Genomic DNA, 24,064 nt, shown 5'->3' on the forward strand with positions numbered 1-24,064 from the left:
GCGCGCGGGATTTTGTGGCGCTAAGAAACGATGAATATATTCGACATGGCCAACGCAGCAGAAGCCAAGATCCGGTATCTCGACGCGGACTATCAGGTCCTGTCGCCGGGCACCTTCGTGAAGTGTTCGGTGACCGGCAAGCCTATTCCCCTCGACGAGTTGAAATACTGGAGCGTCAAGCGCCAGGAACCCTATGTCGATGTCGAGGCTTCGCTGAAGCGCGAGATGGAATTCATGAAGCGCGGCTGATGCGCCGCTGCTGATAACGCTCCGCGACCTCGGCGATCAGTGCGTCGAGCGATGCCTTGTTCTCGAAAACCAGTTCCACGCCAAGCGCGCGGGTCAGTTCGCGCAATTCGCCGAGCGGCCCCTCGGTGTGGCTGAGGCGGACCGCGTCCTTTTCGGTCGTGACCAGAGACAGTCCGTCGGAGCGCGCCTTTTCAACGAGGTCGCGCGCGTCCTCCTCGGTGAAGAAATGGTGGTCGCCGAAGGCGCGCCGCGCCGCGATCTTGTATCCGGCCGATGTCAGCGTATCGAAGAACCTGGAGGGATCGCCGATCCCCGAATAGGCCAGCAACGGCTTTGTCTTCAGGCCGCGCAGCGCGCCTGGAACGATATCGGCGCGCATCAGCGGCTTGGCGGCGCGCGCCGCCGCGCGGATGACCGTCGCACCCGCTTCGCCGTCGCCGATCCGCAACACCGCGTCGGCATGGCGCATCTGGTCAATCATCGGCGCGCGCAGCGGCCCGGCCGGGATCACCGCGCCGTTGCCGATGCCGCGCCGCGCGTCGAGGGTGACGAGCGCGTAGTCGTAGTGGACGCTGCGGCTCTGGAAACCGTCATCCATGATGACGAAGTCCACGCCCTCGTCGATCAGGCGCTGCGCGCCGGTCGAGCGCTTGCGGGCGACGACCGTCGGCGCGATGCGGGCGAGCAGCAGCGGTTCGTCGCCGACCGAAAGCGCGGTGTCGTGCTCAAGGTCGACCATGTGCGGGCCGATATGGCTGCCGCCGTAACCGCGGGTGAGGAATCCGGGCCGGTAGCCGGCGGCCTCTGCGGCCTTGCCGACGGCAATCGCCGTCGGCGTCTTACCGGAGCCTCCAACGGTCAGGTTGCCGATGCACAGGACAGGCGCGAGCACTTGGGGCGGGCGCGCCGAATCCATCCGCATTCGCGCGATCGTGCCATAGGCCCAGCTCGCAGGCTTCAAACACCGGGCCTGCCAGCCGATCTTCTCATACCAGAAAGGCGGCGCCTCACTTCCAGCCAAGGGGGCTCCTCCGGCCGTGGAAACCTCCGTTGAGGGACTGCGCACGCTCGCCGTCCGGCGCTTCGCCGTGCAAGGCGGCCTCCACGCGCAACGGATGGATATAGGGGTCGAGCGCGGCCCAGGTGCGGTCGAGCGCACCGCCCATCTCTTCCACGACGCGCGCGCCGGCGCGCGCCATCGCATCGCAGACTTTCGGTTGCGACAACAGATGATGAACCATCTTGGCGAGCATCGCCTCGTCGGTGACGATGCGCGCACCGCGCGCCTCGGTCAGGCGCTCGTAGATCTCGACGAAGCTGGACACGTTCGGGCCGCTGAGCACGGCCGCGCCGAGCATTGCCGGCTCGAGCGGATTCTGCCCGCCTTTGCCGGTCAGCGACTTGCCGACAAAGGCGATGTTCGTCAGGCGCAGGTAAAGCCCCATCTCGCCGATCGTGTCGCCGAGAAAGACATCCGTATCGGCGGTTATCGCGTCGCCGGCGCTGCGGCAGGCGACCTTCAATCCGCGTTCCTCGAACATCTTCTTCAGCCCGGCCGCACGGTCGGGATGACGCGGGACGACGATGGTCAGAAGACCGGGGCGGTATTTGAGCAGCGCCTTGTGCACGCGCGCCGCAACCAGTTCCTCGCCGTCATGGGTGGAGATCGCGGCCCATCGGGGCCTTTCGCCGACAGCCTTGGAGAGGCGCTGAAGCTCCGTCTCGTCGACGGGCGGCATCGCGACGTCGGCCTTCAGGTTTCCGGTCACCGTAACCGGCCGCGCACCAAGCGCACGGAACCGCTCGCCGTCCAGGTCGCTCTGTGCGGCGACATGCGACAGGTTTTCGAACAACGATTCGGCGAGCGCCATGCGTTTCTGCCAGCGCTGGAAGGAGCGGTCGGACATGCGTCCGTTGATCAGCACCTGGGGGATGCGGCGCGCGCCCAGTTCGAGGATCGTCATCGGCCAGATTTCGGATTCGGCGAAAATCGCGAGATCCGGGCTCCAGTGGTCGAGAAAACGGCTGACGGCGGGTTTGATGTCGAGCGGGACATATTGGTGCAGAAGATCGGGGCCGAGGCGTTCGCGCGCGAAATTGGCCGACGTGACGGTTCCCGTCGTCAGGATCACCTCGATGCCGAGCGCGCGCATGCGCTGGATGAGAGCGGATACGGCGCCGGTTTCACCGACACTTGCGGCATGTATCCAGACCAGTGGACCCTCCGGGCGCGGCACCGAACTACGGCCGTAGCGCTCGCGCCGGCGGCTATGGTCTTCCTTGCCGCGCGAGGCGCGGATGGCAACATAGGTGCCCATCAGCGGAAACAGCGCCGCGCCGACCCAGCGATAGGTCTGCAACGCGGTTCTGGCCCACAACTCGCTCATACCGGCGCATCCACAATTGCATAGGCCTCGTCGAGCTTCTGATTGAGCGCGTCCTGCAATTCACCGCGCTTGGCTTCCATCGTCTTGTCGTCGGCGTCCCGCGGCACCTCGATCGGATCGCCGATGCAGAAGGCGGCCCGCCCGAAGGGCAGGTTGAGGACGGCCTTGTCCCAGGCCTTTTCGAAGACATGCCGCCGCGAGGAGGCGTAGGCGACCGGGATGATCGGCACGCCGGAGATGCGCGAGATCGAGATAACGCCGAGACCCGCCTCGCGCGGTGTCCCGTGCGGAATGTCGGCGACCATGAACACCGATTTGCCTTGTTTCAGGAAATTCCGCAGCGCGATCAGTCCGCGAATGGCGCCCTTGTCGTGCATGCGCAGCCGCTTGCGGCCGCCGGAGGCGCGCACCGTCTCGAAACCCATGCGCTCGATGATGCGCGCATTGAGTTCGGCATCCTTCGAGCGTGACACCATCGCGACGGAGGGATGGCCCCGGTAGGCGACGAACGGCAGCATGAAATGCTGGCCGTGCCAGCAGGTAATGATCGCCTTACCATATGTATCGAGGATCCGGTCCGCTTGTTCCGCATCGTAGCGAACGAGCCGGTTCGTCTTGTGGACCAGGCGGAAATAGGCCGTAAGCCCGAGAACGATCGCATCGGCCGCGAAACGCGATTCGGCAAGCGGTGCGCGGATCTTGCGCCACAAACGCTTTTTCCAGCCAACGCTTTTCTGCGGTGTTCTGCTGATTGCGATCTCGTTTTCCATCGTATGCTTGCCGGATACCGAATCTGTGCGAAGCGGCGTCCTGTCGTTTTCCGGTACGGCGAAGGGCCGGCGCGATTCACCGCTCGGCCGTATACTTCGCCAAACCAGCTTTATGTGTCTTTTTCGGGGTCCAGAAGTCGGTGCAGATGCACCACGTAGTAGCGCATATGCGCATTGTCGACCGTCTGCTGGGCCTTTGCCTTCCACGCCGTCTGCGCGCTCTTGTAGTCGGGGAAGATGCCGACAATGTCGAGGTCGTTCAGATCGCGAAAGCGCGTGCTGTCCAAAGATTCGAGTTCCCCGCCGAATACGAGGTGGAGAAGTTGTTTGTCCTCGCCGCTCTCTGGCATGGTCCGTTGTCCTTGAGTCTCATTTTCGATAGTTCGACGCGAGGCTTAGTGCGTTTCGCGTCCGGTTGAAAGCGCTCTAACCGAATGCGTCGGCGGTCACAACACCGAACATGGCGTCGAGGATCGCGTCCGATCCGGCCATCATCGCCGGTTTTATGACCGATTCCGCGTTGAGCCCGACCGTTGTGCCGTTGAATTCGGCAAGCCGCCCGCCCGCCTCCCGCAGGATCAGACCGGCTGCCGCGACATCCCAGTCGTGGGCGTTCGGCTTGATCAACGTCGCGTCGAGCGAGCCGTCGGCGACCATGGCGATGCGGTAGGCAAGCGACGGGATATGCGCATGCCGCTCGAAGCCGGCCGGAAACGCCCGTTCGAGTTGCGGTGCGAAGGATTTGGGCGCCGCCACGATCGGCCGCTCGCGCGGCGGCCGCACCGCCAGCCGATCGCCGTTCTTCCACGCCCCGCCACCGGTTGATGCATGATAGGTGAAGCCCAGAGCCGGGCATTCTAGGACGCCCGCGACCGCGGCGCCGTCCTCGACCACCGCGACCGAGACGCACCAGGTCTCGCGTCCGTCGATAAAGGCCCGCGTGCCGTCGATCGGATCGACGACGAAGCTGCGCGGCGCGGTCAGGCGCTTGGTGCGGGAAACATCGACGCTTTCCTCCGACAGCCAGCCATAGGCCGGGCGGGCGGTCATCAGAAACTCGCGCAGAAAGGTGTCGGCGGCCAGATCGCCGGCGCTGACGGGCGAGGTGCCGCCCTTCATCCGGACATCCATTTCCTCGTGGCCATGGAAATAGGTCAGCGCGATGCGGCCGGCCTGTTCCGCAGCTGCGCGGACCAGCGCCAGGTCGTGCTCGACCGGTGCTAGATCGCCGTCGCTTTTGACCTCTTGCGCCACGTGCCTACTGCCCCGCCAGCGTCATGCCCTCGATCACCAGCGTCGGCGCGGCAGTGCCGAAATCGCGGTCGAGGTCGTTGCCCGGAAGCATGCGCATGAACATTTCCTTCAGGTTCGAGGCGATCGTCACCTCGGACACCGGAAACGCGATCTCGCCGTTCTCGATCCAGAAGCCCGACGCACCGCGCGAATATTCGCCGGTCACCATGTTGACGCCCTGGCCGAACACTTCCGTCACGTAGAAGCCGGTGCCGAGCGCCTTCATCATCTCTTCGGGCGACTGGCTGCCCGGCTCGAGCGAGAGATTGGTCGAGGATGCGGAGACCGACGTGCCGCTGCGCGCGCCGCGGCCGTTGGTCTGGAGGCCGAGTTCCTTGGCGATCGACGTCGACAGGAACCAGTGGTTCAACACGCCCTCGCCGACCATGGTCAGCGTCGGTCCCTGCACGCCCTCGCCGTCGAAGGGCCGCGAGGCCTGGCCGCGCTGCTTCGCCGGTTCGTCGATCACGGTGACGGCGGCATTGGCGACCTGCTGGCCCATCCTGTCCTTCAGGAAAGAGGTCTTGCGCGCCACCGACGCGCCGTTGATCGCGCCGGCGAGGTGGCCGAGGATGCCGCGCGCGACCCGGGGATCGAACACCGCCGTGACGGTCTGGGTCGGAACCTTGCGTGGATTGACGCGGCGCACCGTGCGCTCGCCCGCCTCGCGGCCGATCTCCGCCGGCTCGCGCAGATCGGCGAAAAACAGCTTCGAGGAGAAATCATAGTCGCGTTCCATGCCCGTGCCCTCGCCGGCGATCACGCTCACCGAGCGCGAGAAGCGCGAACGCCGGTAGGCGCCGGAAAAGCCGTGCGAGGTGACCAGCACCAGTCCGCCGGACCCCGACGAGACACCGGCGCCCGACGAATTCGTGACGCCGTCCACCGCCCACGCCGCCTCTTCCATGGCCAGCGCGTCCTCGGTCATCTTCTCGGCGGGAACTTCCGTGCCGTCGAAAAGATCGAGATCGGGAAACTCCGTCGCCAGGCGATCCTCGGGGGCCAGCGTGTTGAACGTGTCCTCGGGCGAGACTTTCGCCATGGCTACGGCGCGTTCGGCGAGCCCGTCGACATCGCCGGTCACATTGGCGGAGATGCTGGCGACCTTGTTGCCAAGAAAGACCCGCAGCGCGAAATCGTCGCTTTCCGAAGCGTCGGTTCCCTCGACCTTGCCGAGGCGCACCGACACGCTCTTCGAGCGCGAGCGCACAACGACGGCATCGGCCGCATCCGCACCGGCGCGTTTCGCCGCCTCGACGAGCGATGCGGCGCGGTCGATCAGGCTCTGGGTATGGTCTTGCATTGTTTCTCCGATGGTATGCCGCTTTGCCGAACGGCGAAAAGCGCTTAGATAGTGCGCCAAAGCGGATGAGGTTCCGGCTGTCATGTATTGCCCGGGACGCCCGGCATCAAGACACGAACGCGACAACCGGGTACCAGTTAAGACTGACGGCAAGGGAGAACGTGCATGGCGGGCGGCGGCGCACCCGGTCTTTACACGGAAGCGGTGATGCTGCTGGGCGGCGCGGTCATCGCTGCGCCGCTGTTCAAGCGCATCGGCCTCGGCACCGTTCTCGGCTATCTCGCCGCCGGTATCGTGATCGGCCCGATCGGCCGGATGATCACCGAGGGCGAGGAAATCCTGTCGTTCGCGGAACTGGGCGTCGTCTTCCTTCTGTTCATCATCGGACTGGAACTGAAACCGTCGCGGCTGTGGACATTGCGCAGCGACATATTCGGTCTCGGGCTCGCCCAGGTCATCATCACCGGGGCCGTGCTGACGGCGCTCGCCAACACTCTCGCCGGTTTCGAGTTCAGGGCGGCAGTGGCGATCGGCTTCGGCCTGTCTCTGTCCTCGACGGCCTTCGCGCTGCAAGTGCTGGAGGAACGCGGCGAGATCAACCGCCGGCACGGCCGCAAGTCTTTCGCCATCCTGCTGTTCCAGGATCTCGCCATCGTGCCGCTGCTGGCGCTGTTGCCGTTTCTCGCGCCGGCGGTCGCCGATGACGGCGGCAATCACCTGCGCGACTTCCTCGTCGCCGTCGCCGCCGTGGCGGCACTGCTCTTTGCCGGGCGTTTCCTGCTCAACCCGCTGTTCCAGATCATCGGCAACACCGGCGCGCGCGAGGCGATGATCGCCGCCGCGCTGCTGGTCGTCATCGGGTCCGCGCTTATGATGCATGTCGCCGGCCTGTCGATGGCGATGGGCGCCTTCATCGCCGGCGTGATGCTGGCGGAATCGTCCTACCGGCACGAACTGGAAGCCGACATCGAGCCGTTCCGCGGACTGCTGCTCGGCCTGTTCTTCATGGCCATCGGCATGTCGCTGCAAATCGATGTCATCCTCGACAACTGGCTGGCAATCCTGCTCGCCGTTCCGGTTCTGATGGGCGTCAAGGCGGCGATCGTCTACGTGCTGTGCCGCCTGTTCGGCACCGAGCACGACGTCAGCGTGCGCACCGCGCTGATCCTGCCGCAGGGCGGCGAATTCGGATTCGTCCTGTTTTCGACTGCCGTCGCCATGGGCATCTTCCCGCTGGAGACCGCGTCGCAGCTCGTCTCCGTCGTCACGCTGTCGATGGCGCTGACGCCGCTCAGCGTCATGCTCGGGCGCTTCGTCGTGCGCGACGAAAAACCCGAGGAGATGGACGAGGACTTCAAGGACGCCGGCGCCGACGTGCTGATGGTCGGCTTCTCGCGCTTCGGCCAGATCGCCTCGCAGATCCTGCTTTCCGGCGGTTCGGACGTGACCATCATCGACCATTCGGCCGACCGGGTACGCTCGGCGCAGAAATTCGGCTTCCGGATCTATTTCGGCGACGGCACGCGCAAGGACGTGCTCGAGGCCGCCGGCATCAAGCGTGCAAAGATCGTCGCCGTCTGCACCCAGAAAAAGGAGATCACCGACAAGATCGTCGATCTCGTCCAATCGGAATATCCCGACGCCAAACTCTTCGTGCGCTCGTACGACCGTACCCACACGCTCGAACTGAGGGCGCGCGGCGTCGACTATGAAATGCGCGAGACCTTCAAGTCGGGTCTCGAATTCGGCAAGCGGACGCTGGCGGAACTCGGGACACCGGAGGACCTGACGCAGGCAATCGCCGAGGACGTCGAAAAACGCGACGCCGCGCGGCTGCTGATACAGCAGGCCGAAGGCATCCACGCCGGAGGCGACATGCTTCATACCCGCCCGGTCACGCCGGAACCGCTGGTCAAGCCGCGCCGCGAAGCGAAGGTCTATGTCACCGGAGACGGCGCCAACACCGCCGAACCGGCGTTCGAAGAGGAAACACAATGACCCTGACGCCGTTTCACCTTGCCTTTCCGGTCGACGACCTGGAGACGACGCGGCGGTTCTACTGCGACGTGCTCGGATGCAAGCCCGGACGGTCGTCCGGGACCTGGACCGATTTCAGCCTGTTCGGCCACCAGATGTCGGCGCATCTGCGCACCGGCGGCAGCGCCGGATCGAGCGGCGCCGTCGACGGCAAGGATGTGCCGATCCCGCATTTCGGCGTCGTGCTGCCCATGGACGACTGGAAGAAGCTGGCGGCGCGGCTGGAAGCGGCCGAGGGCATCGACTGGCTGCACCGGCCGATGATCCGCTTTGCCGGCGATCCCGGCGAACAGGCCACCCTTTTCATTCGCGATCCGTCCGGCAACGCGCTCGAATTCAAGGGCTTCGCCTCGCTCGACGCCGTCTTCGCAAGCTAGGGTCTTTCGATGGCGGGACCGGCGGCGGGCAACAAGGCCAAGTTCACGACCGGCTCGACCATGGGCCATGTCGTCACCATGACGCTGACCGGCTCGGTCGGCCTGATCTCGGTCTTCGCGGTCGACGCGCTGAACCTGTTCTACATCTCGCTGCTCGGTCAGGCCGAGCTCGCCGCCGCGATCGGCTATGCCGGCACGTTGATGTTCTTCACCGTCTCGATCGCGATCGGCTGCACCATCGCGACCGGTGCGCTGGTTTCGCGGGCGCTCGGCGCCGGGGACCGTGACGAAGCGGCGAAATCCGGCGGCGCGTCGCTGGTCTATCTCGGTATCACCATGACGGCGATCTCGGCGCTCGCCTGGATCTTCATTCCCGAATTGCTGTCGATGCTCGGCGCGCAGGGCGAGACGCATGCGCTTGCCGACGGCTTCCTGCGCATCGTCTTCCCTTCGACGCCGATCATGGCGATCGGCATGGGCGCGTCGGGTATCCTGCGTGGCATCGGCGACGCCAAGCGCGCCATGTATGTGACGCTGGCCGGCGGCATGGTGGCGGCGGTGATGGACCCGATCCTGATCTTCGGCCTCGATCTCGGGATCACCGGAGCGGCGCTGTCGACCCTGTTTTCGCGGCTCGCCCTGCTCGGCGTCGGCCTCTACGGCGCATCAGTGGTACACGGGCTGATCAGCCTCCCTGACCTCGCCGCGTTCCGGACGAAGCTGCGCCCGTTCCTCGGCATCGCCGGCCCGGCAGTCATGACCCAGCTCGCCACGCCGGTCGGCAATGCCTATGTCACCGCGCAGATCGCCTCCTTTGGCGACGGCGCGGTCGCCGGCTGGGCGATCATCGGCCGGGTCATTCCGGTCGCCTTCGGGGTGATCTTCTCGCTGTCCGGCGCCGTCGGGCCGATCCTCGGCCAGAATTACGGCGCGCGGCTCTATCCGCGGCTGTCCGACACGATGCGCGACGCGCTGATCTTCACGACGCTCTACGTGCTGGTCGTATGGGGCTTGCTTGCAATGTTCTCGCACGAGATCGCGGGCATCTTCCGGGCGACGGGCGAAGCGCATGCGCTGGTGGTGTTCTTCTGCCTCTTCGCGGCCGGCAGCTTTTTGTTCAACGGCGCACTCTTCGTCGCCAATGCCGCCTTCAACAATCTCGGCTTCGCGCTCTATTCGACCCTGCTCAACTGGGGCCGCTCGACGCTTGGCGTCATCCCCTTCGTGTGGCTCGGCGCACAATATTATGGTGCGACCGGCGTCATCGCGGGCTGGGCATTGGGCGCTGTGGTATTCGGGATCGCCGCGGTTTTCCTGTGCTTCCGCGTCATCGGCACCATCGAGCAGCGCGACAGGCCCGGTCACGACCGGACGCCCGGACCGCCGCCGACGGCCAATTCGCCGTTTTCGACCGGCAAGGCGGCAACGCTGGGTTAGCCCGAAACAGGCGCCTTCAACCGCGCTTCGATAGCCTGATCGAGCTTGCGCCTGACCTCGTCGTAGACCGGTTCCGTCATCGCGATGATCTGCTTGGCCTTGAGGAAATCCATCACCCGGAAATTGGAGACCGGCGGCTGGATGAACACGTCCGGCGGCTGCAGCTGCAATTTCAGCTTCAGGATCGAGCGCATCATCAATTGCGACGTGCCGTAGAGGCTGTCGATCGGTTTCGGGATACGGCGCGGATCGCCGCGCGGCGTGCCGACAACGTCGATGCCGAGCACGATGTCGGCCTTGTCGAGGATATGATTGTAGGGCACGGGATTGAATATCCCGCCATCGATGAAGATGCGGCCGTCGCGTCTCACCGGCCTGAACAGCGCCGGTATCGCCGCTGATGCTGCGAGTGCCGACCACAATTCCCCCTCGGAAAAGACCGTCTCGTGATGGCCGTAGAAATCCGTCGCGATGACGTGAAGCGGAATGCCGAGTTCGGAAAAATCATGCGGGATCGTGTCGGGCATGAAATTCTGGACGATGCGCTGCACGTCGAACTGGCCGATGCGGAAACCGCGATCGACCACTGCGGCGACGGAGGCGGGACGGCGAAACAGGCGCGCGACGATGTCGGCGCGGTTGCCGAGCATGCCAAGCACGTAGTCCTTGATCTCGTTGCCCGACATGCCGCTCGCCATCGCGGCGCCCATGATCGCGCCGATCGACGCGCCGCTGATCGCCACCGGCCGGATGCCCATTTCGTCGAGAGCGCGGATGACGTGGATATGCGAGAGACCGCGTGCGCCGCCGCCGCCGAAGGCCACCGCAACCGTCGGGCCGCCGGAGACGGCCGGCTGCTTTTCCTCGTCCTTCCTAACCAGTTCGGTCATCGCAACCGCCAATCATGAAATACATACGGGTGTCGCCGAATTCGCGCGAGTCGGCAAGCCTGAAGCCGGCAAGCGGTGAAAAACCCGCCGTCGCGGCCTCCTCGACCACGACCAGCGCGTCCGGTTTCAGCCATCCGCCGTCACGCAGCGCGGCAAGCGCCCGCTCGCCGAGCCCCTTGCCGTAAGGCGGATCGGCGAAAACGAAATCGAACGGCTCCATCGTGCCGACGTCACCCATGCGGGCCGCATCGCGCCGGAACAGCTTGGTGCGCCCCTGCAATCCGAACGCCTCGATATTGGCGCGGATAAGGCCGCGGCCTTCCGTCGACTGCTCGATGAACAGCGCCATGGCGGCGCCGCGCGACAGCGCCTCGATGCCGACAGCGCCCGTTCCGGCGAAAAGATCGAGCACGCGCGCGCGATCGAGCTTCTCGGGCCAGTTGTGGGCGAGTATGTTGAACAGGCTTTCGCGGGTGCGGTCCGTCGTCGGGCGGATGCCGGCGGCGCCGGGCTTCGGCGAGGCGAGCGTGCGCCCGCGAAACACTCCGCCGACGACGCGCACCGTTTAGCCCTTCCGTTTCGGCCCACCGGGCCGCGGGCCGCGCTTTTGGCCGGGTTTGCCGCCCTCGGGCCGCGGCTTCGGCTTCTTGCCCTGCGGACGCGCGCCGGGCGCCATCCAGACATTGGAAGACCGTCCATGACGCTGCTTGTCGGTATCGCCGCCCGCGGACGGGCCGGCGCGCTTGCCCGGTTTGCTGTCGCCACGTTCGGGTTTCCTGGTGTCGAGGCGCGACAGCGCGTCGTCGCGATCGAAACGCTTGCGCTCACCGCCCTTGCCGGTTTCCTGCCGGACCGGCGAGGCCGATACCCAGTCGCCGCTTTTCTTCACCTGCACCAGGCGGGTCTCGCCCTCCTCCGCCCGAACAGGCTTGTTGGAGAAGGCTTTGCGAACCGGAGCGTCGAAATTCGCGCCCGCCTCTTCGATCAGCCGATCGCCGAGCTGGTCGCGCAATGTCTTGCCCTTGATCTCGAGGACGGCGCCTTCCGGCAGTTCGCCGAGCTGGAACGGACCGAAGGAAATGCGGATCAGCCGGTTCACGTCGAGTCCGAGCGCGCCGAGGATGTTCTTGACCTCGCGGTTCTTGCCTTCGCGCAGACCGACTGTCAGCCAGATATTGGCGCCCTGCTCCCGCTCGATCTCGGCTTCGACCGCGCCATAGAAGACGCCGTCGACGACGATGCCGTTCTTCAGTTCATCGAGACGTTTCTGTTCGACCTTGCCGTGGGCGCGGACGCGGTAGCGGCGCAGCCAGCCGGTCTGCGGCAGTTCCAGCATGCGGGCCAGCCCGCCGTCATTAGTCAGCAGCAGAAGGCCTTCGGTATTGATGTCGAGGCGGCCGACGGACAATACGCGCGGCAGATCCTTCGGCAGTTTCTCGAAGACGGTCGGACGGCCTTCCGGGTCGCGATTGGTCGTCACGAGGCCCGCCGGCTTGTGGTAGAGCCACAGCCGCGTGCGTTCGATCTCGGGGATCGGCTGACCGTCGACGAGGATGACGTCGCTCGGCGTGACGTTGATGGCCGGCGATTCCAGCTTCGCGCCGTTCAGCGTCACCCGCCCCATCTCGATCATGCGCTCCGCGTCGCGGCGCGATGCGACGCCGGCGCGGGCTAGATATTTGGCGATGCGTTCGGGTTCGGCCCGGGCAGCCGTATCCGTTTCCACGGCTGCGGCCTGCTGTTCGCGTGGCACCGTGCGCTCGGGCCCGTCACGTTCAGGCCTCTCTCTCGGGGTGCGCCTGTCGCCGCCGGGCCGGTCCCGGAACGGGCGGTCGCCGCCAGGACCGGATGATCTGTCCCTGAATGGCCGCGGCTTGTCGCCGCCCGCGCCGCCCTCCGGCCGATCCCTGAAGCCGCGCGATTTGCCGCCCGGCTTGCCGCCGCCGGGTGTGTCCTTGAACCCGCGCGAGCGCAATCCACCGCCGTCCTTGCCGCCGGGGCCCTGCTGCCGTGCGCCCTTTGCGCGATCCCTGCCGCCGGCTGCCGGCTTGCCGGGCCGCCCGCGGGGCTTGTCTTCATTCGCCATTTGCTGTTTGCCTTTTTCAACGGCTCCCTATCAGGCAGGGGCCGGTCTTGCGAGAGAAACTTTGTCCGAACACCCGAGCGCCGCACCGCCGAGCTTCATGGACCTCGCGATCCGCGAGGCCCGCCTGGCCGGCGAGCGCGACGAGGTGCCGATCGGCGCCGTCATCGTGCGCGGCAACCTGGTCGTGGCGTCCGCCGGCAACCGCACCCGCGAGTTCAACGATCCGACCGCTCATGCGGAGCTTTTGGCGATACGCGAAGCCTGCGGCAACCTGGAACAGGAGCGGCTCGAGGGCTGCGATCTCTATGTGACGCTCGAACCCTGCACGATGTGCGCGGCGGCGATTTCGTTTGCGCGCATCCGCCGGCTCTACTACGCCGCCGACGATCCGAAAGGCGGCGCGGTGGTTTCGGGCGTGAAGTTCTTCTCGAGCCTCACCTGCCACCATGTCCCCGACATCTATGCGGGGATCGGCGAAAGCGAGGCGTCGAGCCTGCTGAAATCCTTCTTTCAGGAAAAACGCGGTCTGTAGCTGCCGATCAGAGCCAGGGAACCAGCTTGCGCCAGCCGGTTTTCGGCTCGGCATTCGCCTTCTTGCGGGCGCGCTCCTTGACCGATTCCTTCTCGCCGAGATCACCGTAGGGCGCGGTTTCCGCGGGCTTGCGGTATTCGGCCGGCGGATCGGTCAGGTAGATGCGCTGTCCGGGCGCGGCGACCGGGCGGACATTGCTCTGCAACGGCTTGTCCACCTCCTGCTTGTTGTTGCTCCTCTGGGAATTGTCTGTCCTGGCCAGACCGGAGACGTATTTGCCCTCGTCGGCGTCCTTGCGGATGCGGGCGAGACGCTGTTCCGGCGATTCCGGCCAATCTCCCGATGCTTCGGCGATGTTCTTCTGCGGTTCGGGCAGGTTCGCCGTGTCGGCTGGCTGCACAAGGCCTGGCCGCGGCTTGTAGTCGATGGCTGCCTTCTTCCTCTTGCCGAGCCGCATCGTGCCGCCAAGATCGTCGAAAAACTGTGTCATCGCGGGCTTGTCGGTGCCGTAGGTCGGCCCCATGCATCCGGTAAGGGTCAGCACGCTGGCCCCGAGCGCGCCGAGGGCTGCGATCCGGGTAAGGCGGTATGCTTGCTTCATGACGGTTCTGCCATTCCTGTCGTCAAAGGCGTTGTGCCCGATATGCCTTGGCGCTGACCGGTAAATCCGGCGAATTGATGATGCTCTAGCGAAAAATCGTGCGATCGGCAATGCGCGGGCCAATCGGCCGCACGCATTGCCGCACCGGCATCAGATGCGTCCGAGCTTGCGCAACTCGTGTAAAGCCGCAGCGTCACGGGCCGAAACGTCCGGAAATTCGGGATCGGACCCGACATCCTCGGTGACCCGCCACGACCGCGCGCATTTACGGCCCTTCGCCAGCGCCGGAACCACCGCCACGCCGTTGACGTCGGGCAGGGTGAAGGCGCCGCCGGGTGCCGGCGTCGAGGAGACGGAAACACCCGAGGTGATGCAGATCTCGGCCATGTCGAGATCCTCGATCGCCTCGCGCAACGCGTCATCGGTGACGTGGACGAAGGGAGCCGCCTCGAGCGAGGAGCCGATTCGCTTTTCCCTGCGCTCGATCTCCAGCGCGCCGGTGACGACGCGGCGCACGGTGCGCACCTTCTTCCATTTCGCCGCCAGTTCGTCGTCGCGCCACTCGTCCGGGCACTTGCGGAACTGTTCCAGATGCACCGAAACCGCGTCGGGATGGCGGTCGAGCCAGGCTTCCTCCATCGTGAAGGGCAGCATCGGCGCGAGCCAGGTCACCACCCGGTCGAAGATATGATGGACGACCTGCAGCGCGGCCTTGCGGCGCGTGCTCGACGGCGCGTCGCAATAGAGCGTGTCCTTGCGGATGTCGAAGTAGAAGGCCGACAGTTCCAGCACCATGAAATCGAGCAGGTGGCGCGAAATGCGCTTGAAGTCGAAATCGTCGTAACCCTTGTTGACGACGGCATCGAGCTCCCACAGACGGTGCAGCATCAGCCTTTCGAGTTCCGGCATGTCGGCATAATCGACGCTCTCGCCCTTATCGTGGGCAAGGCTGCCAAGCATCCAGCGGACCGTGTTGCGCATCTTGCGATAGGCGTCGATGTTGGTCTGGATGATTGTCTGGCCGAGGCGCTGGTCTTCCCAGTAGTCGGTGTTCATCACCCACAGGCGCAGGATGTCGGCGCCGGACTTCGCCATCACGTCCTGAGGGAAGACCTGGTTGCCGAGTGACTTCGACATCTTCCTGCCGTCCTCGGCCATGGTGAAGCCGTGGGTGATGACGGTGTCGTAGGGGGCGCGGCCGCGGGTGCCGCAGCTTTCGAGCAGCGAGGAATGGAACCAGCCGCGATGCTGGTCCGAGCCTTCCAGATAGACGTCGGCCGGCCATTTCAGGTCCGGGCGATCCTCCAGCGTGAAGGCGTGGGTCGAACCGGAATCAAACCAGACATCGAGAATGTCGGTCACCTGGATCCACTTGGCCGGATCGTGATCGTTGCCGAGGAAGCGCTCCTTGGCGCCCTCGGCGAACCAGGCGTCCGCGCCTTCCGCCTCGAAGGCTTCCAGGATGCGCTTGTTGACCGCCTCGTCTTTCAGCACATTGCCGTCCTCGTCGGCGAATACGCAGATCGGCACGCCCCAGGCGCGCTGACGGGAAAGCACCCAGTCCGGGCGATCCTCGATCATGGCGCGCAGGCGGTTCTGGCCGGCCTTCGGCACGAAGCGGGTGTCGTCGATGGCGTTGAGCGCGCGGCTTCGTAGCGTCGTGCCGTCGCCGAGATCCATGTCCATATGGACAAACCATTGCGGCGTGTTGCGAAAGATGACCGGTTTCTTCGATCGCCACGAATGCGGATAGGTGTGCTTCAACCGGCCCCGCGCGAACAGCCTGTCCGCCTCGATCAGAGCGGTGATGACGGTTTGATTGGCGTTGCCCTTCTTGCCCTTGTCGTCGATCACGCGCGCAGGCCCGCCGTCGCGATCCGGGCCGAAACCCGGCGCGTCCCCGGTGAAGAAACCGGCATCGTCGACCGTGAACGGGATCGTCGTATGGAAATCCTTGCCGGCAGTAACGAAACACTCGCGCGCGGAATCGAAAGAGAAGTGCTGCGTCTTGCCGGAGCCTGACAAAACGGCCTGCCGCATCAGGTCGCCGGTGAAATCCATCCAGGCGTCGAAGTCCTCGCGGCCGTGACCGGGTGCGGTGTGGACGAAGCCGGTACCCGCGTCGTCGGTCACATGCTCGCCATTGATCAGAGGGACGGCGAACTGATAGCCGTCGGCCAGACCTTCCAGAGGATGGGCGCAGATGACGGTTGCGAGTTCGTCGGCCTTCACGTCGCGCAGACGCCTGTATTCGAGCTTGGCCTTGGCGAAGCACTCTTCGGCCAGCGCGTCGGCGAAGACCAGCTTCTCGCCCGGCTGCGGGCCGAAATCGTTCTCGGCCGCCGTGACCTCGTAAACGCCGTAAGCGATGCGGCCGGAATAGGCGATGGCGCGGTTGCCGGGGATCGTCCAGGGCGTGGTCGTCCAGATGACGACGAAGTTACCCTTCAGGTCGTCGGGCCCATTCACAACCGGGAATTTCACCCAGATCGTGTCGGACTCGTAGTCCTGGTACTCGACCTCGGCCTCGGCCAGCGCGGTGCGCTCGACGACCGACCACATCACCGGCTTGGAGCCGCGGTAGAGCTGGCCGGACATGGCGAATTTCAGCAGTTCGCCGGCGATGCGGGCTTCCGAATGGAAATCCATCGTCGTGTAAGGCGTTTCGAAATCGCCTTCGATGCCGAGACGCTGGAACTCCTCCGTCTGGACCTTGATCCAGTGGGCGGCAAAGTCGCGGCATTCCTTGCGGAACTCGTTGACCGGCACCTCGTCCTTGTTCTTGCCCTTGGCGCGGTACTGTTCCTCGATCTTCCACTCGATCGGCAGGCCGTGGCAGTCCCAGCCGGGCACGTAGTTGGAGTCGTAACCGCGCATCTGGAAGGAGCGGGTGATGACGTCCTTGAGGATCTTGTTGAGCGCGTGGCCGATATGGATGTTGCCGTTGGCGTAGGGCGGGCCGTCATGCAGCACGTAGCGCGGACGGTCCTTGGCGTCTTCGCGCAGCTTCTTGTAGAGGCCGAGGTCGAGCCAGCGGGCGACGATCTCGGGTTCCTTCTTGGGAAGCCCGGCGCGCATCGGGAAATCGGTTTGCGGCAAATAGAGCGTAGTGGAATAGTCCAGCGCGGAATTTTCAGCGGAATCGGTCATTCGTCTGCATTCGTTTAGGGCTCAGCGGAAAGGTTGAGCGGTCAATAACGGAAAATCGGATGGGGTGCGCGAAAAAATGCGCGTTTTCCCGGCCCTGCGGCGCTTTTTCAGCGGCAGGCCGGGCCAATAATTCGGAATATGGCGATCAGGGCCGTGGTCATGGCGCGGTATTTAGCAACGCAGTGCCTGCGTGAAAAGGGATAATGTCGCCGCAGGCCGGACGAACCGGCCCCTATTTGCTCGCGGACCGATGCGGCAGGCGCTCAAGCATCCGGATATGGCGTCGGATCCGGTCCGTGGTCAGAGTCGCGCCATGGCCGACATGGAACCGCTCGCCGCCGGCCGCGATCAGCGCATCGAGCTGCCGGGCGACCAGTCGCGGATCGTCCTCGAAAGGCGGGCGCTTCGGGCTGCCGAGCCGGATGATGCCGCCAAGGAGAATGCCGGAAGAAACGAGATCGCTCACCAGCATGTCCCTGCTTTCCAGATGCACCGAAAGCGACCCGCTCGTGTGTCCGGGCGTGTAGCGCACCGTACCGGCGACCCCGAAGCGATGCAGCGGAAAATGATCGTCGCCGGTCAGTTCGATATCCGCCTCGAAGCCGTCATAGGCGGCATTGGCGACGCCGGACGCCTTGAACAGCCGCCCGAACGGCCCGGTCGGGCAATAACGGACCGGCTCCGCCTGGGTATAGAAGGGCCGGTCGGCGCGATGTGCCAGGATCGCGGCGCCGGTCAGTTCGCGCAGGCGCGCCGCCGCCCCTGCGTGATCGACATGGGCATGCGTGACGACGATCAGCCGGACGTCGGCGAAGCGCTTGCCGTGACGGGCGAGCGCCTGTTCGAAACGCGGCGCCGATCCCGGCAGTCCCGCATCGACGATCACCACCCCGCCGTCGCCGATGACGAGATAGGCGTTGATCATGTGCATCGGGGCGATCGGAACCCGGACTACCTGCGCTTGCATGATGGCCTGCCTTCCTGTTTCATGCGGGACGCAGGATCCATATCCGATCTTTAAATTATTGAAAAGTATGCACTTTTATGTTCGAAACGCACCTGGAGGTAACCATGGATCTCGACACGTGGCACACGATTGAGCCGCTCAATTGCCCTGCCGTGCGGGCGCTGAATTCCATGAGCGGCAAGTGGAAGCCCGCCATTCTCTACTTCCTGAGCCTGAAAACCATGCGCTTCGGGGAACTGCAGCGCGCCATCCCCTCGATCAGCCACAAGACGCTGACCCAGCAGCTGCGCGAACTGGAGGAGGACGGCATCCTGCATCGCCGTGCCTTCGCGACCATCCCGCCAAGGACGGAATATTCGCTCACTGCGCGCGGCAGACGCCTCGGGCCGATTCTGGAAATGCTCTTTTCCTGGGGCGATGAGGAGGAAAACGAAGAGCCGGCAGCGGCAAGAGCCGGCTAGAAAGTCAGCTTGCGGTCGAGGTGGCCAAGTGGCTCCAGCGCGGAAAGGATCGCGCGGGCCTCGGCCTCGTCCTTCTTCATCTGGACGGTAAGCGCCTCCAGCGAGTCGAACTTCTCCTCGCCGCGCAGAAAGGCGCAGACCGCGACCGTGCAGGTCTCGCCGTAGATTTCCTGGTCGAGGCCGAAGACATAGGTCTCGAGCAGCGCGACGCCGTTCTCGTCTACCGTCGGGCGGCGGCCGAAAGAAGCGACGCCGTCATAAGACGCGCCGTCGGGGCGGAAAAACCGCACCGCATATATACCGTGCCGCAGCGCGGCGTTTTCGGGCAGGGCCATGTTGGCGGTCGGATAGCCGAGCGTGCGGCCAAGCTGCTTGCCGCGCACAATGTCCGCCTCGACGCGGTAACGATAGCCGAGCAGTTCGTTGGCGCCGGCGAGATCGCCGGCATGGAGCCTGTCGCGCACGCGGCTGGACGAGACCACCTCGGCCTCGCCGTCCCGGAAGGCGTCGACCAGGGTCACATGGAAACCGCGTGTTTCGCCCGCTTCCATCAGGAAGGCCGGGCCGCCCTGGCGGTTCTTGCCGAAATGGAAGTCGAACCCGGTGACGACCTGGCGCGCCGCGAGGCCGCCGACGAGGACGCGGTCGACGAATTCGTCCGCGGTGTGGCTGGCGAATTCGCGGGTGAACGGGATTTCGATGACGCCGTCGAAGCCGAGCGCGCGCAGGATGTCGGCCTTCATATGCGCCGGCGTGATGCGGAACAGCGGCACGTCCGGCTGGAACAACTGGCGCGGATGCGGTTCGAAGGTGAGCACCAGCGCCGGGCAATCGTGGTCACGCGCAAACCCGAGCGCCGTTTCCAGCACCGACTGGTGGCCGCGGTGCACGCCGTCGAAATTGCCGATCGCGACGACGGAGCCGCGCAAGGCGTCTGGAAGGTCCTGCAGGGATTTGAACCGGAACATCACAGCATTGCCCCGTTCAGGCGAGTTTCGTCATAGTGGCGACGGGACGGGCGCCGAAGCCGTCGAGATGGGCGGCCATTTTCTCGTAATCCGGATTGCCCGGCGTTCCGTATTCGCGCGCATGGATGCCATCGGAGACGAAGAGAAAGTCGAGACCGTAATCCATCGCTCCCTTCACATCCGTCGTCAGCCCGTCGCCGATGGCGAGCACGCGCGACCGGTCGAGATCGCGCCCGAGCGCCGCGGCGGCGCGTGCCATCGCATCGTGATAGATCGGCGCGTGCGGCTTGCCGGCGATCAGCGTGCGGCCGCCGAGCATGCCGAAATCCTTCGCCAGCGCGCCGGCGCAATAAATGAGCCGGTCGCCGCGCTCGACGACGATGTCCGGATTGGCGCAGATGAAGGGCAGGTCGCGCGCGCGCAGCCGCTGCAGCATCTCGCGGTAATCGGCGGGCGTCTCGTTATCGTCGTCAAAGAGCCCGGTACAGACAACCACCGACGCCTCGCGTTCCTCGACCAGTTCGACATCGAGACCGTCATAGAGCGACGTGTCGCGATCCGGGCCGATATGGAAGACCATGCGGGCATTCTGGCTGATCAGCGCGCGGGTCACGTCGCCCGAAGTGACGATGTCGTCGAAGGCTTCCGCCGGCACGCCGAGGCTCGCCAGTTGTTCGGCGACCGGTCCCTTCGGGCGCGGCGCGTTGGTGATCAGCACGACCGCCCTGCCCGCCTCGCGTTCGGCGGCAAGCGCTTTCCATGCCGCCGTCCATGAGCGCACGCCGTTGTGCAGGACGCCCCAGACGTCACAGAAAATGGCGTCGTAGCCGCCGGTGATTTCCGCCAGGGATGCGATTTGCCGAACGCCCAATTGCCTGTTCCCGGTTTGCGCCAATGACGGCGCCAGAGTTGCGTTGCGCCAGCCGGATTCCGGCCGGGCGGTCGGCGACCGATTAGAGTGTTTCCGGCGCAATTGGAAGCCGTCGGATTCAGCTTGCGCCCGGTAACAGCGCGACGCGTTCGTTAACAACGCGTGAAGACGCGAGCAAGAATGCCCGCCTCGGCGTGAACCCGACAAAAAGCAACGGCTGATAAAACCACGGACTCTAACGGATGCCGTGGCCGATGGAATTCATGCACCACAAACGCCTTTTGGGCGGTGCAAACGCCGTCCAGCTTGTCCGCCGCGCGATCGGCGGCTTCTGGGACAGCACATCCGCGACCACGGCCCTCGAATTCGGCATGATCGCGCCGGTCCTGCTGTTTCTCGTTTTCTCGACCGTCGAGACATCCGTCTACTATTACAAGCAGAGCCATCTTAAATTCGTGCTGTCTCAGGCCGGCCGCCATGTCCAGACCGGCGAGATCCAGAAGAGCGCGACCCCCAAGGCCGATTTCGACGCCAATGTCTGCGACGCGGCAAAAATCGTCTTCGATTGCTCGCAGGTCTATCTCGATGTCCGCAATTTCGCGACCGTCGCCGATGTCGTCTTTCCGACGGCGACCTTCGATTCCACGGGCAAGCCGACCAATTTCGTTTTCCAGCCGGGCGGCTCGGCCCAGATCACGGCGATGCGCGCCTCGGCGACGTTCGAGTTCGTCACGCCTTTCCTGAGGGACATTCTGCAACCGAACGGCGCGCCGGTCATCATGGTCGGGTTCTCCATTTTCAAGAACGAGCCATTCTAGGAGCCGCCATGCAGACTGTCGTTGCGCATCGCTGGCATTTATCGTTCCTCCGGGTCTTGATCCGGCGCTTTGCGCGCAACCGGCGCGGCGTGGCCGCGATGGAATTCGTCCTGCTGCTGCCGGTCATGATGCTTCTCGCTTTCGGGCTCGCCGAAGTCTATGTCGATCATGCGACCGAGGATCAGTTCCTGCGCTACGTGCACCAGTCCGGCGACATCCTCGCGCGCGAGCCGACCCTGACGACGGCTTCGATCACGTCGATCCTCAACACCGCTGACCAGATGATCAAGGGCTTCGACGCCAGCCGGACCGTCGACATCCAGGTCTCCAGCATCGGCTTCAAGGCCGACGGCACGCCGGTGCTTCTGTGGACGCGTGCGGCGGGCGCCACGGCCGTGACACCGGACGTCAGCGACGTCGCGGGCATGGGCCTTCCAACCGACACGGTGCTCCGGTTCGAGGCGCACCTGCACTATACGAGCCCGTTCAACTATGTATGGGCCTCGACGGCCCGCACCCTTTCATCCGTTGCCTATTTCCGTCCGCGCGAAACCCGCGCGATCGCCATGGACGGGGCAGTTTCCGAATACGACCCGAACTGGGATTACATCCCGCCGGCGTGACGAGAGCGACCCGGGAGGCGCCGCCATGATGACAAGAGACGAACAAGAAACGAAAGCGATCCTGCGGCGACACCTGCCGCGTTTGCTCGCCCGCCTGAAAGCGCTTGGCGGCGACCGCCGCGGCGCAACGGCGGTCAGTTTCGCAATTCTTCTGGTTCCGCTCCTCGCCGCGGTCGGCTTTTCCATCGACGGATCGCGGTTCCTCCTGACGCGCTATCATCTGCAATCGGCGGTCGACGCGTCGGCGCTGGCCGTCGCCACCGTCTATCAGGACCAGGCGACGCTTGACGCGCTCGCCGACAAGTTCGTCGCCAAGAACTTCTCGCTCGCCGACGCCAGCCTGACCTCCGTTTCGACCAGCGTCTCCGGCGACATCATCACCGTGAACGGCACGGCGACGATGAAGACGCTGTTCATGTCGATCCTGCAGGTCAGCGAGGTCCAGGTGGCCGCATCGACCCAGGTGAAACGCGCCGGCGGCGGCCTGCTCGTCAGTCTCGTGCTCGACAATACCGGTTCGATGTGGAGCGACAGCCCGTCGAAGATCGAATCGCTGCGCGGTGCATCCGATATCCTCGTCGACGCGATCTTCGACGGCGAGAGCACGCCGGAAGACCTGCGCGTCGCGATCGTTCCCTATGCGGCGACCGTCAATCCCGGCGCCGAGGCCGCGAGCATCGTCGGCACGCACAGCTACGGCCCGCTGGACCCGACCCAGAAGGACGCCTGGAAAGGTTGCGTGATGGAGCGCAGCGGCGCCAATTCCATCGCCGACACCGGACCCGATGTCGAAAAATGGAAGCCCTTCTTCTGGGAGCCGTCGGTCGACAACAACTATACACTGTCCGATCCGACAACGATCTATCCGGGCGGACTCTACAATTCCAACGGGATCACCGGACCGAATATCGGCTGCCCGACGCCGATCCTGCCGCTGACCAATTCCTACGACGACGTCACCGCGGCGGTCAGCGCCCTGTCGGCGTGGAACCGCGGCGGCACGCTCGGCGACATCGGCATGGCCTGGGGCATCCGCACGCTGTCGCCCGGCATTCCCTTCGACCAGAGCACGGAAATCGATCCGAAGACCGGGGCCACGCTTTGGGACAGCCCGCGCTGGCGCAAGGCGATCGTGATGATGACCGACGGCGACAACCTCTTCTACGACCTGCCGAGCAATGCCGGTCCGAATTCTCCGCATCCCGGCTATTCCGACTACACGGCCTATGGCCGGCTCGGCGAAAGTCAGGCCGACGCGATTTTCGGTACAACCAACAAGAACACCGCGAAGGGCATTGTCGACGACCGGCTGTTGTCGTTGTGCACGACGGCCAAGAACCAGGGCATCCTCATCTTCACGGTCACCTTCGGATCGAGCCCGAGTTCGAGCACCCAGCAACTGTTCCAGGATTGCGCATCGGATCCGGGCAAATACTATCACGCGCCCGGCAAGGCGACGCTGGAGAACGCATTCGGCGCCATCGGCGCGGAACTGTCGAAATTGCGCATCGTCAAGTAGGGCCCGGCACCGCCGCCGGGCCTCTCCCGGCGGCCGGACTACAAGATCTTGCATGATTAAAATTCTTCGCGCCGGCTTACTCGGCGGATAAGGATTGGGCGTTAACCTGTCACGGCCAACCATCGGTGTTGGAATGTCAGACAGGATGCCATGATGGCGATGCGCCCTTCCTCTTCGGGAAAAAGGTGCGGCGAATTCTGTTTCGCCGCGACCTTGCTATCGGTGCCTATCATCATGGGTGCCGGGCTTTCCCTGGATTACGAGCGTATCGCCCATGCGCGCAACGCCGCCGCATCGGCACTCGAAACGGCCGTCAGCGCGTCCTTCCATCCCGATGGCCGGATCGACACCGGCCGCGCCCGCGAGCTCTATGCCTCCAGCCTGGACCTGCCGCACGGCCAGTCATCCACCATGCCGGTCTTTTCACGCAGCGCCGACGGCGCCCTGAAAGTCGTCGTCACCACGGCGACCCGGCTGACGCTGGGCGGCATCATTCTTCCGAAAACCTTCTACAGCGCGGTCACCTACACCGTTGGCGAGGCGAACCCGTCCTGACGGGCCGCCAGCCGCCGCGGCCGTTTACCATCGATACGGGCAACAGGCCCGGGCGCGCAAAAGGTTGACCGGGTGTCCTTGACTCGTGCCGCAGGCATCACTATCTCCGGCGCGCTAGCACTCATGAGGAGTGAGTGCTAATCCAACCAAAGCCAACGTTTCAAAGGTTC

24 protein-coding genes are annotated in these 24,064 nt (G+C 64.8%); 10 read left to right on the top strand and 14 right to left on the bottom strand.

Features of this window, described 5'->3' with window-relative positions; all coding sequences use genetic code 11:
* The first annotated feature begins 45 nt into the window (after positions 1-45).
* Positions 46-249: a DUF2093 domain-containing protein gene (locus IG169_RS15170; protein WP_428982255.1), complete on the top strand. Its 204-nt coding sequence runs from the start codon at positions 46-48 to the stop codon at positions 247-249.
* Here the strand turns inward: IG169_RS15170 and lpxK are convergent.
* From lpxK to IG169_RS15200, 6 genes are all read right to left on the bottom strand, one after another.
* On the bottom strand, positions 233-1,270 hold the full coding sequence (lpxK, locus tag IG169_RS15175) for a tetraacyldisaccharide 4'-kinase (protein WP_193177073.1): 1,038 nt from the start codon (positions 1,268-1,270) through the stop codon (positions 233-235). The two genes, IG169_RS15170 and lpxK, sit on opposite strands and share 17 nt — an antisense overlap.
* Entirely contained in the window at positions 1,257-2,636 is a 1,380-nt protein-coding gene (gene waaA, locus IG169_RS15180) for a lipid IV(A) 3-deoxy-D-manno-octulosonic acid transferase (RefSeq protein ID WP_193177074.1), read from the bottom strand. The genes lpxK and waaA overlap by 14 nt, the downstream gene beginning before the upstream one ends.
* The gene (locus IG169_RS15185; protein ID WP_193177075.1) at positions 2,633-3,406 is read right to left on the bottom strand and encodes a lysophospholipid acyltransferase family protein; all 774 of its coding nucleotides are present in this window, start codon (positions 3,404-3,406) and stop codon (positions 2,633-2,635) included. The genes waaA and IG169_RS15185 overlap by 4 nt, the downstream gene beginning before the upstream one ends.
* Before the next feature lie 110 nt (positions 3,407-3,516).
* Positions 3,517-3,756, bottom strand: a complete 240-nt coding sequence (locus IG169_RS15190) for a DUF4170 domain-containing protein (RefSeq protein ID WP_193177076.1) — start codon at positions 3,754-3,756, stop codon at positions 3,517-3,519.
* A gap of 76 nt (positions 3,757-3,832) precedes the next feature.
* Positions 3,833-4,660 carry an inositol monophosphatase family protein gene (locus tag IG169_RS15195; protein WP_193177077.1) on the bottom strand — a complete coding sequence of 276 codons (828 nt, stop codon included), beginning with the start codon at positions 4,658-4,660 and terminating at the stop codon, positions 3,833-3,835.
* Positions 4,661-4,664: 4 nt separating this feature from the next.
* Entirely contained in the window at positions 4,665-6,002 is a 1,338-nt protein-coding gene (locus IG169_RS15200; protein WP_193177078.1) for a TldD/PmbA family protein, read from the bottom strand.
* Positions 6,003-6,167: 165 nt separating this feature from the next.
* Here IG169_RS15200 and IG169_RS15205 point away from each other — a divergent pair, with 165 nt between their 5' ends.
* The 3 genes from IG169_RS15205 to IG169_RS15215 are packed head-to-tail and all read left to right on the top strand — an operon-like array spanning position 6,168 to position 9,853.
* The gene (locus tag IG169_RS15205) at positions 6,168-8,000 is read left to right on the top strand and encodes a monovalent cation:proton antiporter-2 (CPA2) family protein (protein WP_193177079.1); all 1,833 of its coding nucleotides are present in this window, start codon (positions 6,168-6,170) and stop codon (positions 7,998-8,000) included.
* Positions 8,001-8,002: 2 nt separating this feature from the next.
* The gene (locus IG169_RS15210; RefSeq protein ID WP_193177221.1) at positions 8,003-8,416 is read left to right on the top strand and encodes a VOC family protein; all 414 of its coding nucleotides are present in this window, start codon (positions 8,003-8,005) and stop codon (positions 8,414-8,416) included.
* A gap of 9 nt (positions 8,417-8,425) precedes the next feature.
* On the top strand, positions 8,426-9,853 hold the full coding sequence (locus IG169_RS15215; RefSeq protein WP_246717406.1) for an MATE family efflux transporter: 1,428 nt from the start codon (positions 8,426-8,428) through the stop codon (positions 9,851-9,853).
* On the opposite strand, the gene IG169_RS15220 is transcribed toward IG169_RS15215, so the two are convergent.
* From IG169_RS15220 to IG169_RS15230, 3 genes are read right to left on the bottom strand one after another with little or no spacing between them, the layout of a single operon-like run.
* On the bottom strand, positions 9,850-10,743 hold the full coding sequence (locus IG169_RS15220) for a patatin-like phospholipase family protein (protein ID WP_193177080.1): 894 nt from the start codon (positions 10,741-10,743) through the stop codon (positions 9,850-9,852). The two genes, IG169_RS15215 and IG169_RS15220, sit on opposite strands and share 4 nt — an antisense overlap.
* Positions 10,727-11,305 (bottom strand): 16S rRNA (guanine(966)-N(2))-methyltransferase RsmD, encoded by a 579-nt coding sequence (rsmD, locus tag IG169_RS15225; protein WP_193177081.1) that lies wholly within the window; start codon positions 11,303-11,305, stop codon positions 10,727-10,729. The genes IG169_RS15220 and rsmD overlap by 17 nt, the downstream gene beginning before the upstream one ends.
* A 3-nt stretch (positions 11,306-11,308) precedes the next feature.
* Positions 11,309-12,829: a pseudouridine synthase gene (locus IG169_RS15230; protein ID WP_193177082.1), complete on the bottom strand. Its 1,521-nt coding sequence runs from the start codon at positions 12,827-12,829 to the stop codon at positions 11,309-11,311.
* 97 nt (positions 12,830-12,926) lie between these two features.
* Here IG169_RS15230 and IG169_RS15235 point away from each other — a divergent pair, with 97 nt between their 5' ends.
* Positions 12,927-13,361 (top strand): nucleoside deaminase, encoded by a 435-nt coding sequence (locus IG169_RS15235; protein ID WP_193177223.1) that lies wholly within the window; start codon positions 12,927-12,929, stop codon positions 13,359-13,361.
* A gap of 7 nt (positions 13,362-13,368) precedes the next feature.
* Here IG169_RS15235 and IG169_RS15240 read toward each other — a convergent pair whose 3' ends face one another.
* The 3 genes from IG169_RS15240 to IG169_RS15250 form a co-directional block, all read right to left on the bottom strand.
* Positions 13,369-13,962 carry a hypothetical protein gene (locus IG169_RS15240; RefSeq protein ID WP_193177083.1) on the bottom strand — a complete coding sequence of 198 codons (594 nt, stop codon included), beginning with the start codon at positions 13,960-13,962 and terminating at the stop codon, positions 13,369-13,371.
* A 150-nt stretch (positions 13,963-14,112) separates the two neighbouring features.
* On the bottom strand, positions 14,113-17,112 hold the full coding sequence (ileS, locus tag IG169_RS15245; RefSeq protein ID WP_193177084.1) for an isoleucine--tRNA ligase: 3,000 nt from the start codon (positions 17,110-17,112) through the stop codon (positions 14,113-14,115).
* 232 nt (positions 17,113-17,344) lie between these two features.
* The gene (locus IG169_RS15250) at positions 17,345-18,079 is read right to left on the bottom strand and encodes an MBL fold metallo-hydrolase (protein ID WP_210326049.1); all 735 of its coding nucleotides are present in this window, start codon (positions 18,077-18,079) and stop codon (positions 17,345-17,347) included.
* A 104-nt stretch (positions 18,080-18,183) separates the two neighbouring features.
* Here IG169_RS15250 and IG169_RS15255 point away from each other — a divergent pair, with 104 nt between their 5' ends.
* Positions 18,184-18,540 (top strand): winged helix-turn-helix transcriptional regulator, encoded by a 357-nt coding sequence (locus IG169_RS15255; protein ID WP_193177085.1) that lies wholly within the window; start codon positions 18,184-18,186, stop codon positions 18,538-18,540.
* Here IG169_RS15255 and IG169_RS15260 read toward each other — a convergent pair.
* Entirely contained in the window at positions 18,537-19,508 is a 972-nt protein-coding gene (locus IG169_RS15260; protein ID WP_193177086.1) for a bifunctional riboflavin kinase/FAD synthetase, read from the bottom strand. The genes IG169_RS15255 and IG169_RS15260 overlap by 4 nt on opposite strands.
* Positions 19,509-19,524: 16 nt before the next feature.
* Positions 19,525-20,379, bottom strand: a complete 855-nt coding sequence (locus tag IG169_RS15265) for a TIGR01459 family HAD-type hydrolase (protein WP_193177087.1) — start codon at positions 20,377-20,379, stop codon at positions 19,525-19,527.
* Between the two features lie 263 nt (positions 20,380-20,642).
* Between IG169_RS15265 and IG169_RS15270 the strand changes: the two genes are divergently transcribed.
* The 4 genes from IG169_RS15270 (at position 20,643) to IG169_RS15285 (ending at position 23,894) form a co-directional block, all read left to right on the top strand.
* Positions 20,643-21,197, top strand: a complete 555-nt coding sequence (locus IG169_RS15270; RefSeq protein ID WP_193177088.1) for a TadE/TadG family type IV pilus assembly protein — start codon at positions 20,643-20,645, stop codon at positions 21,195-21,197.
* A gap of 8 nt (positions 21,198-21,205) precedes the next feature.
* Positions 21,206-21,820, top strand: a complete 615-nt coding sequence (locus IG169_RS15275; protein WP_193177089.1) for a pilus assembly protein — start codon at positions 21,206-21,208, stop codon at positions 21,818-21,820.
* Between the two features lie 25 nt (positions 21,821-21,845).
* Positions 21,846-23,339 carry a TadE/TadG family type IV pilus assembly protein gene (locus tag IG169_RS15280; protein ID WP_193177090.1) on the top strand — a complete coding sequence of 498 codons (1,494 nt, stop codon included), beginning with the start codon at positions 21,846-21,848 and terminating at the stop codon, positions 23,337-23,339.
* Positions 23,340-23,573: 234 nt separating this feature from the next.
* Entirely contained in the window at positions 23,574-23,894 is a 321-nt protein-coding gene (locus tag IG169_RS15285; protein WP_193177091.1) for a hypothetical protein, read from the top strand.
* Positions 23,895-24,064: the final 170 nt, after the last annotated feature.

Source organism: Oricola nitratireducens, from assembly GCF_014904745.1.
Taxonomy (GTDB): Bacteria; Pseudomonadota; Alphaproteobacteria; order Rhizobiales; family Rhizobiaceae; genus Oricola; species Oricola nitratireducens.